This is a genomic window from Vibrio artabrorum (assembly GCF_024347295.1).
GTDB classification, from domain to species: Bacteria; Pseudomonadota; Gammaproteobacteria; order Enterobacterales; family Vibrionaceae; genus Vibrio; species Vibrio artabrorum.
Genome location: NZ_AP025458.1, coordinates 2,461,263 through 2,476,842 on the forward strand (window position 1 = coordinate 2,461,263; position 15,580 = coordinate 2,476,842).

Genomic DNA, 15,580 nt, shown 5'->3' on the forward strand with positions numbered 1-15,580 from the left:
TTCTTACCTTCATCATTGTGAGTAAAATAAAGAAGCGAACATCCTTGGAAACTTGGCTCTCCATTGCCATTTTTGTCATTCAATTTGTATTGATGAGCGGCATCATAGAGGCCAAACTATGGGCGATAGAATAGCAAATTTAACGTTACATTAAAATCTTATCATTTTGACCAACATAGCAAGTTAGGACGAAAGTCCTACTCTATTGGCCGACTTAAAGCGCTAAATTACTCCCCTATCGCATGTTTATTTATAAGACGTTCCAATAATTAAGTAGACCGAGTCATAATTATCTTCGGTACGACCATAAGCCAAAATAATCGGCCCTATTGGAGAATCCACTCCAGCAAAAACGGAACCAGCAGTAAACATTGGCGCTTCATCAAAACCCAGTTCGCTATCTGACCACACACCACCATGCTCGATGGACGCCCCCACGTAAAGCGGTGATTTAAAGAGGCCGAAGTCATTTTCAAACCACTTATATCGATAAGTCAGGCTAGTGTATGCTAAGTTTTTTCCGATTAAGCTGTTTCTTGGAATACCCGATAAGTTAAGGAACCCACCAAGCTCTTTAGGATCAATTGGAAATATAGAGTTTTTACTTTCCACCATGCCAAAGTCTAGCTTGGCGACTAAAGTATGTTTTTCAATGCTTTGTGCAGCCATTAAATTGGCGGAAAACTCATGGACAGTATCACTTTCTGACGCCAACTTAGGATTATAAATCGTATTATTAGTGTCAAAATCATCATGTGTGACCAAATACTCTAGGTCAACAAAATAACCTTCGGTCGGCAAGCTGAAGTTATCTAATGTGTCTAATCGATAACTCATGAAAGCCCCAGTACGCTGATAAGAACCACTGCCGAATGACGGCAGAGAAGCCACGTTAACGTTACCATCAGTATATCGAGCGCCCACTTTGAACTCTTGCCATAACGCGGGTTGATACCCCAATGCGAATTCACCAATAAATTCTTTATAGGTCATTGGCAAATAATCTTGGGTAACATCAAGCGTCGGCCTTTCAATATCGTCAATATTAGCGGGTAGGTTTCGTTTTTGATTGCTGTAAACCAATGATGTGGATGTGAATAACTTCTGACTTGAGAAAAACGGAGAAAACAACTCAACCTCAGCCAGCTTATCTGTTCCCATCTCTACATTCGTTCTCAGCTCTGCACCATGAGAATTGATGTCAGTAAAGTTTGCAGACATCCCTATGCCATATTGGCTCGCGGTAGCAAAGTCATCCTCAAGATAGAATCGAAAATTGAGGTAGTTAGGACCCCATGACTTTTCATTCACATCCACCAAAAGCTGATCTTCACCCTCGACATTGTCAAATTTATAAGTGACCAGTTCGAAACGATCTAACGCGTACAGATCTTTAACTTGAGATTCGATCTCACTTGTTTTTAGGACTTGACCAGCACTGAGATGTAAGCGATTTTCAATCAATTTATCAGAGTAGTGACTGTTATTATTAATCACAACCTTATCAACCTTGGTTTGGTCACCGTACTTCAATTGCTGTCTGGCTTGTTGTTTATGGTCGATATACTTCTGATAATCAGCACTCGAGAGGGATAATTTGGAAAGCTGGTCTTTGTGCTGGAATGCTGCATTATACCCCGCCTGAAAAGCATCTGGCATCTTATCAAACTCGGTCGTTTCTATTTGCCCAACATCAGGATGTAAGAAGATATCGTCATCCGTTAACGTTTCAGCTTGCTCCTGAGTACTGCGACGAACCAGGTAGTTGGAAAGTTGATCGGCGGCGGCAAGAAAGGTGGTGAAATCGTCTTTGTCTTTATAGTTTGAACTGATATCGATCGCTATAATGATGTCAGCCCCCATCGCTCTGGCTACATCAACGGGCATATTATTGGTCACACCACCGTCAACCAACATTCGTCCATCCACTTCGTAAGGTGGAAGCGCTCCCGGTACCGACATACTTGCCATCATCGCATCAACTAAATTACCACGGTCGATAACGACTTCTTCAAGTTTGATAATATCAGTCGCGACTGAGCGATAAGGGATAGCCAGATGATCAAACGAATCAAAAGAGGATAAATTGCCTGTCGTCTCACGCAGAATACGTAACATATTCTGACCTTGTACCACCCCTTTCTTTGCTTTAATTTCACCAAAGCCTAAACCTAGGTCAGTATTTAACTGATAGCGGTCTTCATACTCTTTGTCTCGCACACGGCGATCACTACGGTTGACTCGATCACGATAACCACGATTCCAATCAACCGTATAAATCAAACTTTCTATCTCTTCAGCACTCATCCCTGTCGCATAAAGTCCACCAACGTAAGAGCCCATACTGGTACCGGTAATGTAATCAACCGGGATATGCATCTCTTCTAAGGCTTTAAGCACCCCAATATGAGCGGCCCCTTTGGCCCCTCCACCAGCAAGAACCACAGCAACCGTTGGCCTCTTATGAGATTGTTTCGTTGATTGAGAAGCATCAACCTTCAACTCAGTCGCGGCAAACAGCTGAACACTGATCACAATACCGACAATACCTAAGCCACTCACTAGCCAACGGGAAATCATTATTTAACTATCCTTGTTATTATTTTCGATTCTGACTTTACCACTGAAAAAGCTTCTTTAGCCACTGTTTTGGTTGACTTTCGCACCCCTTCTTAATGTTGCCACTCTCATCCCAAACGGGTAATTTGACGGAGCCATCACAGTCAAACTCTAACGCGCCTTCAGGTGTGCGGGTAAAGTGAGTTGTCACTATTCCAGTCGGCCAAGGCAGAAGTAACGGCTCTGGTGATCGTTGCTTCAGGTAACTCGCATACACACGTAACGCACCGCTAGAGCCCGTAAGTTTGGTCGGCTTATTGTCATCACGTCCCAGCCAGATGGTGGTCACGTCTCGGCCATCGACCCCGACAAACCAACTGTCACGGCTATCATTACTGGTTCCTGTTTTTCCGGCTAATCCCGCCGATGAAAATTGCCCTTGCAAGAAACGCCCAGTGCCTTCCGATACAACCCGTTTCATCGCATAAGTCGTCAACCAAGCCGCTTGTTGATCAACACGTTGTGACACTTTAGGGATCGATTGATATAAAACGTTCCCCTCATTATCAACAACAGAACGAAGGGCTGATAACGGTGCAATGCGTCCAGAGTTCGTTATTGTCTGGAACATCTGCGCCACTTGAAATGGTGTCAGTGAAAATGCCCCTAAAAACATCGACGGCACAGGGCGAATCTCATCTTTATTAACCCCCAGCTTTTCCAATGTTTTCGAGACGTTATCAATCCCTAACTGCATCCCTAAACGAACCGTAGGGACGTTGTAAGACTTAGACAATGCCACATACAAAGGCACGTCGCCACGAAACTTCCGGTCGAAGTTTCGTGGGCTCCAAACACTACCTTTACTGCCTTTCAAACTCAGAGGCGTATCCTTTAAGGTGGTAGCAAGCGTATACTTTTGCGGGTGTTCCAATGCCGTAAGATAGATAGCAGGTTTCACTAATGAACCAATTGGACGACTCGCATTCAGGGCTCGGTTAAAGCCATCATACCCCGTGCGTTTGCCCCCGACCATCGCGCGAATTTCGCCAGTGCTCCTGTCAACCGCTATCGCCGCACCCTCTAGTTTATTCCCTGCTGTTTTAGATAACTCAGGCACTTTACGTGCAATCGACTTCTCTAGTTTGTCTTGAGAAACCGGATCAAGAGAAGTAAAGACTCGAATGCCTTTCTGCGCTTCAAATCGATCGCCTACATACTTCTTCAGCTCAATACTTACCTGTTGGAAGTAAGCGGGCTGACGTCTAGCGATGCGTGGGTTGTCTTGAATATCTAAATCACGACTCGCGGCTTCTTCATACTGGCGCGGAGTTAAAATATCTTGTTGCATTAACAAACGCAGAACTAAATCACGTCGAGTCTTGGCACGTTCTGGGTATCGAACCGGATTATAATAAGACGGGCCTTTGACCATACCGACCAACAAGGCCAGCTGATCAATTCTCAGCTCTTGGATAGGCTGCCCGAAGTACAAGCGAGACGCCAATCCGAAGCCATGAATCGCTTCACCACCATTTTGCCCGAGGTAAACTTCATTCAGATAGGCCTCTAAGATCCGATCTTTGCTGTACCGATGATCCAAAATAAGCGCAATGTAGGCTTCTCGAAGCTTGCGCCACAGTGTGCGCTCACTGGATAGGAACAGGTTCTTCGCCAACTGTTGAGTCAATGTACTGCCCCCTTGTACCGTTCGCCCGGCTTTTAGATTGACCACCATCGCACGAGCGATTGCCAATGGTGACACGCCATCGTGCTGATAGAAATTACGATCTTCCGTGGCTAACAGCGCATCAACCATCACTTCTGGGAACTGGTTACGTTTTAAGAACAGACGCTGTTCATCGTTACCTTTCTCAAGCATGCCAAGCATCTTCGGTTCAATGCGCAGATACCCCATGTCGCCTTTTTTATCGAGCGATTGAATGCGAGTTAATTCGTTACCATTGAAGTACAACATCACATGGCGATCCATTTCTAACCCATCGACAAACTCAAATGGGCGTCGAATCATCTCGATCTTGGTTGAAGAAGAAGAGTACTCACCCGGATGACGAGGGGAACTCACCTTGCGATAGTTGAGTACATCCAATTCGTTCTTAACTTTTATCAAGCTAATCGAAGTGCCTGGTGATAGGTCCAACACGCGCGCATAAACGACGGTCGGCAAATCAAATAACTGGCCTTCAAATCGCTGTTTAACGACAGAATCCAGATAAATACCGATGAACAACAACAGTGCAATTAACGCCAAGCCCACTTTCCAAGCTATGCCCCATAAAATCTTCATCCAACCTCTATGTTTTGAGCTATTGGCTTTTGATTTCCCTTTTCTGGCTGCCGCTTTCGGCTTTCTTGGTTTCGCTTTAGTCGCTGGTGACTTCTTTGCTGGCGCTTTTTTAGATGGTGCCTTTTTCGGCGTTAACATTTTGGTCATCATCGCTTCAACTGTTGTTTTGTTTTAGTGGTTGCTACATGGTTAGCAGGATCATCCGGCCAAGGATGTTTTGGGTAACGGCCTTTCATCTCTTTTTGTACTTCTTTGTACGCGCCAGCCCAAAAGCCAGCTAAATCTTGAGTAATTTGCAGTGGTCGCTGTGCTGGGGAAAGTAGTTCAAGCACCACTTTCTTACGCCCCTGAGCAATCAAAGGGGAGTCTTTCTCTCCAAAAACCTCTTGCATTCGAACAGAGATCACCGGCTCTGACAAATGCTGATATCGAATCGCCTTTTTGCTGCCTGTCGGCATCAAATAATGCGTTGGCAGCCATTGGTCTATTTCTTGATTCAAAGGCCAACCAAGATAAGCCGACAACGCCTGTTCAATCGAAACACTAGCCAGCCCTTTGGCCGATTTAATACCATTCAAATATGGCGATAACCACTCATCAAGGCGTTCAATTAAACTCGCGTCATCCATCGCTGGCCAATCATGCTCAGGCATCCAAGACTCTGCGCAACGTACACGCTCAACGAGCTGTTTAGCAGCAGGAGTCCAATTTAGACATTCAAGCCCACATCGAGCGATATAATTCAGTAACGCTTGGCTTATCTGGCTAGAATCAGGCTCTGGCAAAGATTTGCGACCAATAATCAGCTTACCCAGTAATAGCCTCTCTTCAGCAACCAAGCGACCACGTTTTTCATCCCAATCCACATGAGCTGCGCGGGTAAAAAGACCGCAGAATAAACGCTCTAGTTGCACAATATCGATAGGCGTCGCTAAAAATATCTGACTCGCTCGCCCTGCACTGCGCATCAAATCAATCACAACAAGGTACTCATGATTAGCCAAGGGATCATCATCTCGGACTTCCGCTCCATGACCATTAGCAAGACGAAATGCACAGCTCGTGGTACTTCTCGATTGAGCAATTCTGTCTGGGAACGCCAAGCAAAGGACTAATGGTAACAATGATTCATCAAGTTGTGACAAATCTAAGTGATGATTAAGTTTGTTAGCGAGACTTTTCGCTCGCGGCATCACTACGCTGTTTTTCGAATGCTTTCTTTGCTTAAGTCGATGTAACGAGTGCTGAATGTCCGTCACGTTACGTTCAGGCTCTTCAAGCAAAGCCGCGGCAACAATCGCGACATTCAATAAAGCAGGACTACCTTGCTGCGCTTTAACTAACATGCTGGCGATACGCGGCTCAAGACCTAAACGTTGGGCCTGTTTTCCTAGTGCCGTAAATTGACCATTATCGTCTAATAATTCAAGAGCCTGTAAGAGTTGTTTAGCTTGTTCAATAGAAGCTTTTGGTGGAACGTCTAACCATTGCAATTCATCAGCACTCATCGCTCCCCATTGCGTCAATTCAGTGACCAACGAAGACAGATCAGAATGAAGAATTTCAGGTTCTGGTACAGCTGGTTGCTGAATCAGCTGCGTTTCGCTGTATAAACGAACGCACAAGCCCTCTTCAATTCGTCCCGCACGCCCCGCTCGTTGCTCGGCTGAAGACTGCGAGATCTTCACTTGCTCAAGCTTAGTAATACCGGTTTTTAGATCGAACTTTGCGACACGTTCCAGCCCAGAGTCTACCACCAGTCGAATGCCTTCAATCGTCAAAGAGGTCTCAGCAATGTTGGTGGCTAACACCACCTTTCGACGTCCCTTCTCTGATGGCGCGATGGCTTTCTGTTGTTGAGAAAAGCTGAGTTGCCCATACAAAGGGCACACATCGATATCACCAGCAAGCTGTTCAAGTTGAGATTCAACTTGCTTAATCGCAGAAACGCCCGGTAAGAAAGCCAAAAGTGAGCCAGACTCTTTCTCCATCAGAGAGCGAATCACACTGGCCATTTTAGGGGCTAAGTATTCATTGGCATTGAGAGGCTGATAACGGAAATTGACCGGAAAGGTGCGGCCTTGTGATTCAACATATTTGGCATTCGGTAGCAGAGATTGCAGCGCTTGTTGATCTAAAGTAGCCGACATAACAATCACTTTTAGATCGTCACGCAGCGCCTCTTGGATCTCTAAGCTAAACGCCAATGCCGTATCAGCGTGCAAGCTCCGCTCATGGAACTCATCAAAGATCACCATATCCACCCCGCTCAATTCAGGGTCGGTTTGGATCATTCTTGTCATGATCCCTTCGGTGACGATTTCCAAGAGAGTCGCACTGCTGATTTTAGATTCGCCACGAACTCTAAAGCCAATGCTCTCTCCCACCTTTTCTCCCAATTGGCTCGCTAAGTAAGTGGCAATATTCCTGGCTGCCAGACGGCGAGGTTCCAGCATGATTATTTTGCCCTGAACGGCGTTGGTCTTAACCAACTGTAAAGGGAAGAATGTTGACTTACCCGCACCGGGAGCGGCCTTTAGAATAAGTTGAGTATGTGTATCTACGCCAGCGAGCAGATCTGGCATCACAGCTTCTATGGGCAGTTGTGGCAATGGGAGAACCTTGTGGTGTAATGTTGGCAACATTGTACATAAAAACCCACTGGTCTAAATAAGTAATATGCACTTCAATCCCCCTTTAGAGCCAGCGACTCTTATTAAGCGCTATAAACGTTTTCTCACTGACATCCAACTCCCAGACGGCAGTGAACGCACTATCCACTGTGCAAACACTGGAGCGATGACAGGGTGTGCGACGCCTGGCAATACGGTGTGGTACTCAACATCCGACAATGCAAAAAGAAAGTACCCAAACAGTTGGGAGATCTCAGAAACAGACAAAGGTCATCGAATTTGTATAAATACTGTGCGGGCAAACCCGCTAGCAGTGGAAGCAATTGAAAATGGGACTATAGTTGAACTCTTAGGTTATAACGTGTTACGAACCGAGGTGAAATATGGTCGTGAGAATAGTCGCATTGATATTCTGCTCGAAGATAACGACAAGCCACCTTGCTATATTGAAGTAAAAAGCGTCACTCTGCTCGACGAGCAAAAAACGTCATCTAAAGGGCAAGGCTTTTTCCCTGATGCGGTCACGACCAGAGGCCAAAAACATCTGCGTGAACTCACAGAAATGGTCGAATCTGGAAATAGAGCCGTACTTTTATTCACTGTTTTACATTCAGGTATTGAAAAAGTATCTGCGGCGCACCATATAGACGCCAAATATTCGTTATTACTAAAACAAGCACAAGACGCTGGAGTTGAAGTGCTTTGCTATAAAGCAGAGCTCAGTAGTACTCAAATACAACTAAAACAAGCTGTTGAATTTATCAATAGCTAAGCAAAGATGCTGAACTAATCACATTGATTGCAAGTTTGAATAAGAGTATTTGCCACCATTCGTTCTTTCTGCTATAGATACCCGCCTTAAAATTAGCTGCTTTGCAGTTGACTAGGTGTAAATAGGAGATGCTGTATGCCAGAATCTAAGAAAAAAGCGCTAGGCATCCTAGCCATCGCAGGTGTTGAACCGTACCAAGAAAAGCCAGGTGAAGAGTACATGTCACCTGAGCAAACGGAACATTTTACAAAAATTTTAGCAGCTTGGCGCAACCAGCTAAGGGAAGAAGTTGATCGTACTGTACACCACATGCAGGACGAAGCCGCGAACTTTCCAGACCCTGTTGACCGAGCTTCTCAAGAAGAAGAGTTCAGCCTAGAGTTACGTAACCGTGACCGTGAGCGTCGTCTTATCAAGAAAATTGAGAAGACATTAGACAAGATCGAAGAAGATGATTTCGGCTTCTGTGATTCTTGCGGTATCGAGATCGGCATTCGTCGCCTTGAAGCTCGTCCAACGGCTGATCTTTGTATTGACTGTAAAACACTTGCAGAGATCAAAGAGAAACAGATGCAAGGTTAATTCTTGCAGATGTAAAGAAAGGGAGCCTTGGCTCCCTTTTTTGTTTGTTATCCAAGCGAAGTATTTCACACGCTTGATAGTAATTAGCAGCTTTAAGCCTTAGTTCTATACATCAAACCTTTTTTCTATAGATTGAAGCTTAGTTCTACGCATTAAAGCTCTTGTTAAACGTCTCAAGAATCGGTTACTGCGGTACCATTTAGATTAGGTTGTTCACTCATGAATTATATCGGGCGCTTTGCACCATCACCGTCAGGTCCTCTTCATTTTGGCTCACTGGTTGCAGCTCTTGGTAGCTACTTTCAAGCGAAATCTCACCAAGGAAAATGGTTGGTTCGCATCGAAGACCTAGACCCGCCAAGAGAAATGGATGGCGCGGCTGATCTCATTCTTAAGACACTTGAGGCTTACCATCTCTTTTGGGATGGTGAGGTCGTTTATCAAAGTCAGCGTCACGATCTCTATCAAGCTCAAATTGACCAATGGATTACCGAAAATCAAGCCTACTACTGCCAATGCACCCGAAAACAGATAAAAGCAATGGGTGGCTTCTATAATGGCCATTGCCGAGATGCTGGATTGATTGATTCTGGCGAGCAAGCGGTGCGTTTGTGCATGGATTTTCCAGTCGAGTCCTTTGACGATGTGCGTCACGGTACCATTCAAATACCGAAAGCACTGGCTGAAGAAGACTTCATTATCAAACGCCGAGATGGGTTGTTTGCCTATAACTTGGCGGTTGTCCTTGATGACATCGAACAAGGAGTGACAGAAGTCGTAAGAGGCGCAGACCTGATTGAACCAACAGGGCGACAAATCAGTTTGTATAAAACACTCAAACAAAAAAACGTCAGTTACTTGCACTTACCATTGGCAATCGATAACTTGGGGAATAAACTGTCAAAACAGAATCATGCCACCGCGATAGATCTTGGTAACCCAAAACCAACGTTACTCAATGCTATGCAATTCTTAGGTTTTGATATCCCGACGGCCCTTTGTGATACTTCAATGGATGAGATTTTATTGTGGGGCTGCCGGCAATGGAACGTCAGTCAGCTACCTGATAGTTTACAAAAAGAGCACTGTGATTAGCTCGAAACTCACGGCAAATAGCAATAACGACACATAAAAATGCCATAACCAACCACTGTGGTTAAGCAGACGATGTTCTCAAATGGCTCGCGCTAAGCTATTATTAGCCGCAATTAAACTCTGCACTACCACTTTGGACTAAGAGAAAAACAAAGTTGGCGATACCTACTTTGTTCTAAACTAATGAATACAAACGACAATACCCCAAGCGAACAACGCGGATTCCACGAATTAGCACTGAATATTTATACTCGTCAAGAGCACAATATTTCACGCAAGCAGATCAGTGACAACGCACTAAAAGTGTTATATCGCCTAAATGGTGCGGGTTTTGACGCGTTTTTAGTCGGTGGTGGTGTGCGCGATATCTTATTAGGCTCTCAGCCAAAAGATTTTGATATTGCGACCAACGCTACGCCAGAACAAATCAAACACCTCTTTAGAAACTGCCGTCTTATCGGTCGCCGTTTCCGCTTGGCACATATCATGTTTGGCCGTGACATCATTGAAGTCGCGACTTTCCGTGGTCACCACCAAGAGCCATCAAAGAACGTTTCTGCCCAATCTAAAGAAGGTATGCTACTGCGCGATAACGTGTACGGCAGTGTTGATGAAGATGCAGAACGCCGTGATTTCACAATCAACGCGATGTACTACAACATTGCAGACTACAGCATCCACGATTACGCGGGGGGGGTAGAAGATCTAGAAGATAAACTGATCCGCCTAATTGGTGATCCAGAAACGCGTTACCGCGAAGACCCAGTACGTATGCTACGTGCAATGCGCTTCGCCGCTAAACTGGATTTTGATATCGAAGAAGATACCGCTGACCCGATTGAAGAGTTAGCACACCTATTAAAAGATATCCCAGCCGCACGCCTTTACGAAGAATCTCTCAAGTTACTGCAATCAGGCCATGGTTTAGAGACCTACCATCTGATGCGTGAATATAATCTGTTCCAACAAATGTTCCCATCCATCGCAGAGCACCTTACTGAGAGTTACGATTCTCGTACAGAACAGATGCTTGACTTAGTACTCGACTCAACCGACCTTCGCATTGAAGATGGCAAGCGAGTAAACCCAGCATTTATGTTTGCAGCGATCCTTTGGTACCCAATGAATAAGCTGGCAGACAAATTGGTCGCTGAACAGGGTATGGCACACTACGATGCGATCATGGAAGCAAGCAACATCATCCTTGATCAGCAAGTAAAATCGATTGCTATACCTCGTCGTCATACTGCGACTATTCGTGAAATTTGGCAGCTGCAAGTCCGACTTCCCCGCCGCAACGGTAAACGTGCTGTTCGCCTAATGGAACTCAACAAGTTCCGCGCTGGTTACGATTTCCTAGAAATGCGTGGTGAGATCGAAGGCGGGGAAACCAAAGAGTTAGCAAAATGGTGGGAGCGTTATCAGACTGCTGGTCGCAACATGCGTCAAGCAATGGCTAACGACGTTGCTGCCCCAGCAAAATCAGGCCATCGCCGCCGTAAGACTTACCGAAACAAAAAGAGTAAGCAATCAGAATGATAACGGCTTATATTGCGGTCGGCAGCAACCTTGCCGACCCCGTTAGCCAAGCTCATTTGGCTATCGAAACGCTAAAAAACCTACCGCGATCAACGTTTATTGCGACCTCTCAGCTATATAGTAGCACTCCAATGGGGCCGCAAAATCAACCCGATTACATCAACGCGGTTGTCGCTATCCAAACCGAATTAACGCCCATTGAGCTGCTTGATTGCACTCAAAAGATCGAGCTAGAGCAGGGGCGTGTCCGTAAAGACGAACGTTGGGGACCAAGAACCTTGGATCTCGACATTGTGTTATACGGCAATGAGGTGATCGATTCAGAGCGCTTAATTGTTCCTCATTATGGAATGAAAGAACGAGAGTTTGTACTCTACCCGCTTGCTGAAATCGCACCAAGTTTACAACTCCCTGATGGGACTGAGCTGACAGAACTACTCAAAGTAGTCGATAAAAACGGGCTCAATGTTTGGCAACAATAGCCAAGCGCATTAAGGAAAAACAATGAAAAAAGTAACCATTAACGACCTGATCAAATGCAAACGTGAAGGCCGTAAATTCGCGACATCGACAGCTTATGATGCGAGCTTTGCTCAATTATTCGAAAGCCAAGAAATGCCAGTACTGCTTGTCGGTGATTCACTGGGTATGGTTTTACAAGGCCACAACGATACACTACCCGTCACCATTGAAGACATTGCTTACCATACACGCTCAGTACGTGCCGGTAGCCCAAACTGTCTTCTTATGGCTGATATGCCATTCATGAGCTACGCAACACCTGAGCAAGCTTGTGAGAATGCGGCCACCTTAATGCGTGCTGGCGCGAACATGGTAAAAATCGAAGGTGGCAGCTGGTTGGTCGATACTGTGAAGATGCTAACAGACCGCGCTGTACCAGTATGTGCACACTTAGGCTTAACGCCTCAATCGGTGAACATCTTTGGTGGTTATAAGGTTCAAGGTCGCGACGACGATCAAGCGGATAAAATGGTTGCTGACGCACTCGCGCTACAAAGCGCCGGGGCTCAAATCGTTCTCCTTGAATGTGTACCGGCTTCATTGGCAAAACGAATTACAGAAGCTTGTCACGTGCCGGTTATTGGTATTGGTGCTGGCAATGTTACCGATGGTCAGATCTTGGTTATGCATGATATGTTTGGTATCTCAGCCAACTACATGCCAAAATTCTCTAAGAATTTTTTAGCTGAAACAGGTGATATGCGTAAAGCTGTAGCGCTATATAAAGAAGACGTAGAGAGCGCTCGCTTCCCTGATGAAGCTCATACAATCGCTTAGGAGTAAGTATGCAAACTTTTGCTGAAATAGCGGCTCTTCGTGAGCAGATTAAACAGTTTAAGCGTGATGGACGTACGATTGCTTTTGTGCCGACAATGGGAAACCTGCATGAAGGTCACCTGACTCTGGTAAAGAAAGCTCGAGAACTGGCAGACATCGTTGTGGTCAGCATCTTTGTAAACCCAATGCAGTTTGACCGCGCCGACGATCTAAACAACTACCCTCGCACGTTAGAGGCGGATTTAAGCAAACTAACAGGTGAAGGTGTTGAGCTAGTATTTACCCCAACCCCAGAAGTGATGTACCCAGATGGATTAGACAAACAGACGTTTGTTGAGGTCCCTGGCATATCTCAAATGCTTGAAGGGGCATCTCGCCCAGGCCACTTCCGCGGCGTAGCAACGATCGTGACTAAATTGTTTAATATCGTTCAGCCAGATTTTGCATGCTTCGGCGAGAAAGACTTCCAGCAACTTGCTGTGATTCGCCAGATGACGACTGACTTAGCGTTAGATATTCAAATTGTGGGTGTTGCGACCGTTCGAGAAATGGATGGTTTAGCCATGAGCTCTCGCAACAGTAATCTCACCATTGATGAGCGTCAACGGGCACCTGTTTTAGCGCGCACGATGCGTTGGATCAGCAGTGCCATTCGTGGAGGACGTGATGATTACGCGTCAATCGTTGAAGATGCCATCGATCAACTTCGAGCTGCTGGCCTGCACCCCGATGAGATTTTTATTTGCGATGCGAAAACACTACAAGCCATCACTTCAGAATCCACTCAAGCTGTGATCCTAATGTCGGCTTTCCTAGGTAAGACTCGTCTTATCGATAACCAAGTTCTCGACTTGGTAACGGAAACTAAAGAAGAAGTGAAAGAAGAAGCAACTGAATAATTGGCTTCTGCTCTTAACGCAAAACAAAAGCACAAATGAAAGATATAAAAAAGGTCGATGTAATATCGACCTTTTTCTTTGCCTGTTACTTAGATTAACCAAAGGTTAGCTACGTAAGCCGATGCCTTTTGTTACTAGGTAGTGTGCAATGCCATATAACCCGACAATAAACACACCAAGCACGCTAAATGACGTTACGATACCCACATCAGACACGCCTAAGAAGCCGTATCGGAATGCATTGACCATGTACACAATCGGGTTCAGCTTCGACACGCCTTGCCAAAATTCAGGCAATAGGCTGATCGAGTAGAATACCCCACCAAGGTATGTCAGAGGCGTTAAAATAAAAGTCGGGATAATAGAGATATCATCAAATGTGCGTGCGAACACGGCATTAATTAAACCACCAAGAGCGAACACAATAGAAGTTAAAAATACCGTCGCAATGATCACCCCCCAATGGTCAACTTGTAGGTCGACAAAGAACAAGGATACGAAAGTGACTATGGTGCCCACTAACAAGCCACGAACCACTCCCCCCATGACGAAGCCGGCAATGATCACGTAATTGGGAACCGGTGCGACGAGCAACTCTTCAATGTTCTTTTGAAATTTGGCACTAAAAAACGATGAAGCAACGTTGGAGTATGAGTTGGTGATCACCGACATCATGATCAGGCCGGGCACAATATATTCCATGTAACTAAAGCCGTTCATTTCTCCGATTCTCGCTCCGATAAGGTTACCGAAGATGATGAAATAAAGCGTCATCGTAATCGCAGGCGGTACTAACGTTTGTACCCAGATACGCGTAAAGCGATTAATCTCTTTGGTCAATAAGCTACAAAAAGCGGTCCAATATAGACGGTACATATTATTTACTCCCCTCTCGAACAATACTCACAAACAGCTCCTCTAGACGATTCGCTTTATTACGCATAGAAAGGACTTTCACATTCTGTTCACTCAACTGGGCAAAGATTGAGTTCAAACCTAAGTTTTTGTCAATTTCGATTTCTAAAGAGCCATTGACCAAGGCTTGGCTATTCACACCTTCAAGCTTAGGTTCAGATGCCCCCTCTTCTAGATCGAGAATAAAGGTCTCTGCACTCAATTTACCCAACAGTGCTTTCATTGTTGTGTTCTCAATCAGTTCACCGCGATTGATGATTCCAATATTGCGACACAGCATTTCCGCTTCTTCGAGATAGTGTGTGGTCAAGATAATGGTCGTGCCTTGCTTTTCATTAATGTCCTTTAAGAACTCCCACATTGAACGACGCAGTTCAATATCAACCCCCGCCGTAGGTTCATCAAGAATCAAGAGCTTAGGCTCATGCATCAGTGCACGAGCGATCATTAAACGACGCTTCATCCCTCCCGACAAATTACGAGCACGTTCGCTGCGTTTATCCCACAAATCTAACTGAGATAGGTACTTCTTTGCCCGCTCTTTAGCAAGCGCTTTCGGTACGCCGTAGTAACCGGCTTGTTGCAGCACAATCTGCTCAACCCTTTCGAATGGGTTAAAGTTAAATTCTTGCGGGACTAACCCTAAATTCTGCTTGGCCAATTCCAAATCAGTATCAATGTCATAACCGAAGACATTAACCTTGCCAGAAGTCTTATTGACCAGAGAGGAGATAACACCAATGGTGGTTGATTTACCCGCTCCGTTTGGGCCAAGTAGCGCGTAAAAGTCGCCTTTTTTGACTTGTAAACTAATGCCTTTGAGAGCCTCAAAGCCCCCGGAATACGTTTTTCTTAATTGCTCAATTTCTAATGCATACATAGAGATAGACTGCCATTTGCGATAGATACGTGTCGTTGGTCGAACATGAGGAAGTGTGTGCAGCGTTAAACGAACAAGCTAAAACCCGCTTAAAACTTA

General features: G+C 45.3%; 12 protein-coding genes. 7 read left to right on the forward strand and 5 right to left on the reverse strand.

Annotated elements, in window-relative coordinates; genetic code table 11:
• Positions 1-246 precede the first annotated feature (246 nt).
• From OCU36_RS10955 to hrpB, 3 genes are read right to left on the reverse strand one after another with little or no spacing between them, the layout of a single operon-like run.
• Complete coding sequence (locus OCU36_RS10955) at positions 247-2,580, reverse strand: patatin-like phospholipase family protein (RefSeq protein ID WP_261838044.1); 2,334 nt, start codon at positions 2,578-2,580, stop codon at positions 247-249.
• A 37-nt stretch (positions 2,581-2,617) separates the two neighbouring features.
• Positions 2,618-5,017, reverse strand: a complete 2,400-nt coding sequence (gene mrcB / locus OCU36_RS10960) for a penicillin-binding protein 1B (protein WP_261838045.1) — start codon at positions 5,015-5,017, stop codon at positions 2,618-2,620.
• Positions 5,014-7,452 carry an ATP-dependent helicase HrpB gene (hrpB, locus tag OCU36_RS10965; RefSeq protein ID WP_261838046.1) on the reverse strand — a complete coding sequence of 813 codons (2,439 nt, stop codon included), beginning with the start codon at positions 7,450-7,452 and terminating at the stop codon, positions 5,014-5,016. The genes mrcB and hrpB overlap by 4 nt, the downstream gene beginning before the upstream one ends.
• A gap of 94 nt (positions 7,453-7,546) precedes the next feature.
• On the opposite strand from hrpB, the gene sfsA reads away from it, so the two are divergent.
• The 7 genes from sfsA (at position 7,547) to panC (ending at position 13,686) form a co-directional block, all read left to right on the forward strand.
• Positions 7,547-8,272 (forward strand): DNA/RNA nuclease SfsA, encoded by a 726-nt coding sequence (gene sfsA, locus OCU36_RS10970; RefSeq protein ID WP_261838047.1) that lies wholly within the window; start codon positions 7,547-7,549, stop codon positions 8,270-8,272.
• A 135-nt stretch (positions 8,273-8,407) separates the two neighbouring features.
• The gene (dksA, locus tag OCU36_RS10975; protein ID WP_004738189.1) at positions 8,408-8,854 is read left to right on the forward strand and encodes an RNA polymerase-binding protein DksA; all 447 of its coding nucleotides are present in this window, start codon (positions 8,408-8,410) and stop codon (positions 8,852-8,854) included.
• 219 nt (positions 8,855-9,073) lie between these two features.
• Complete coding sequence (gene gluQRS, locus OCU36_RS10980; protein WP_261838048.1) at positions 9,074-9,949, forward strand: tRNA glutamyl-Q(34) synthetase GluQRS; 876 nt, start codon at positions 9,074-9,076, stop codon at positions 9,947-9,949.
• Positions 9,950-10,132: 183 nt separating this feature from the next.
• The gene (gene pcnB / locus OCU36_RS10985; RefSeq protein WP_261838049.1) at positions 10,133-11,488 is read left to right on the forward strand and encodes a polynucleotide adenylyltransferase PcnB; all 1,356 of its coding nucleotides are present in this window, start codon (positions 10,133-10,135) and stop codon (positions 11,486-11,488) included.
• A complete protein-coding gene (gene folK, locus OCU36_RS10990; RefSeq protein WP_261838050.1) occupies positions 11,485-11,970 on the forward strand; it encodes a 2-amino-4-hydroxy-6-hydroxymethyldihydropteridine diphosphokinase in 486 nt (161 codons plus the stop codon). Before pcnB ends, folK begins: the two co-directional genes overlap by 4 nt.
• A gap of 22 nt (positions 11,971-11,992) precedes the next feature.
• On the forward strand, positions 11,993-12,787 hold the full coding sequence (gene panB / locus OCU36_RS10995) for a 3-methyl-2-oxobutanoate hydroxymethyltransferase (protein ID WP_261838051.1): 795 nt from the start codon (positions 11,993-11,995) through the stop codon (positions 12,785-12,787).
• A gap of 8 nt (positions 12,788-12,795) precedes the next feature.
• Entirely contained in the window at positions 12,796-13,686 is an 891-nt protein-coding gene (gene panC / locus OCU36_RS11000) for a pantoate--beta-alanine ligase (RefSeq protein ID WP_261838052.1), read from the forward strand.
• 105 nt (positions 13,687-13,791) lie between these two features.
• Here the strand turns inward: panC and OCU36_RS11005 are convergent, their stop codons facing one another.
• Both OCU36_RS11005 and OCU36_RS11010 read right to left on the reverse strand, forming a co-directional pair.
• Positions 13,792-14,562: an ABC transporter permease gene (locus OCU36_RS11005; RefSeq protein WP_261838053.1), complete on the reverse strand. Its 771-nt coding sequence runs from the start codon at positions 14,560-14,562 to the stop codon at positions 13,792-13,794.
• A gap of 1 nt (position 14,563) precedes the next feature.
• Positions 14,564-15,481 (reverse strand): ABC transporter ATP-binding protein, encoded by a 918-nt coding sequence (locus OCU36_RS11010; RefSeq protein ID WP_261838054.1) that lies wholly within the window; start codon positions 15,479-15,481, stop codon positions 14,564-14,566.
• Positions 15,482-15,580: the final 99 nt, after the last annotated feature.

Coding starts and splice junctions, on each gene's coding strand:
- mrcB (WP_261838045.1), bottom strand. CDS start 5,017: ATGATGACCAAAATGTTAACGCCGAAAAAGGCACCATCTAAAAAAGCG.
- pcnB (WP_261838049.1), top strand. CDS start 10,133: ATGAATACAAACGACAATACCCCAAGCGAACAACGCGGATTCCACGAA.
- OCU36_RS11005 (WP_261838053.1), bottom strand. CDS start 14,562: ATGTACCGTCTATATTGGACCGCTTTTTGTAGCTTATTGACCAAAGAG.
- gluQRS (WP_261838048.1), top strand. CDS start 9,074: ATGAATTATATCGGGCGCTTTGCACCATCACCGTCAGGTCCTCTTCAT.
- panB (WP_261838051.1), top strand. CDS start 11,993: ATGAAAAAAGTAACCATTAACGACCTGATCAAATGCAAACGTGAAGGC.
- OCU36_RS11010 (WP_261838054.1), bottom strand. CDS start 15,481: ATGTATGCATTAGAAATTGAGCAATTAAGAAAAACGTATTCCGGGGGC.
- hrpB (WP_261838046.1), bottom strand. CDS start 7,452: ATGCCAGATCTGCTCGCTGGCGTAGATACACATACTCAACTTATTCTA.
- OCU36_RS10955 (WP_261838044.1), bottom strand. CDS start 2,580: ATGATTTCCCGTTGGCTAGTGAGTGGCTTAGGTATTGTCGGTATTGTG.
- panC (WP_261838052.1), top strand. CDS start 12,796: ATGCAAACTTTTGCTGAAATAGCGGCTCTTCGTGAGCAGATTAAACAG.
- dksA (WP_004738189.1), top strand. CDS start 8,408: ATGCCAGAATCTAAGAAAAAAGCGCTAGGCATCCTAGCCATCGCAGGT.
- sfsA (WP_261838047.1), top strand. CDS start 7,547: ATGCACTTCAATCCCCCTTTAGAGCCAGCGACTCTTATTAAGCGCTAT.
- folK (WP_261838050.1), top strand. CDS start 11,485: ATGATAACGGCTTATATTGCGGTCGGCAGCAACCTTGCCGACCCCGTT.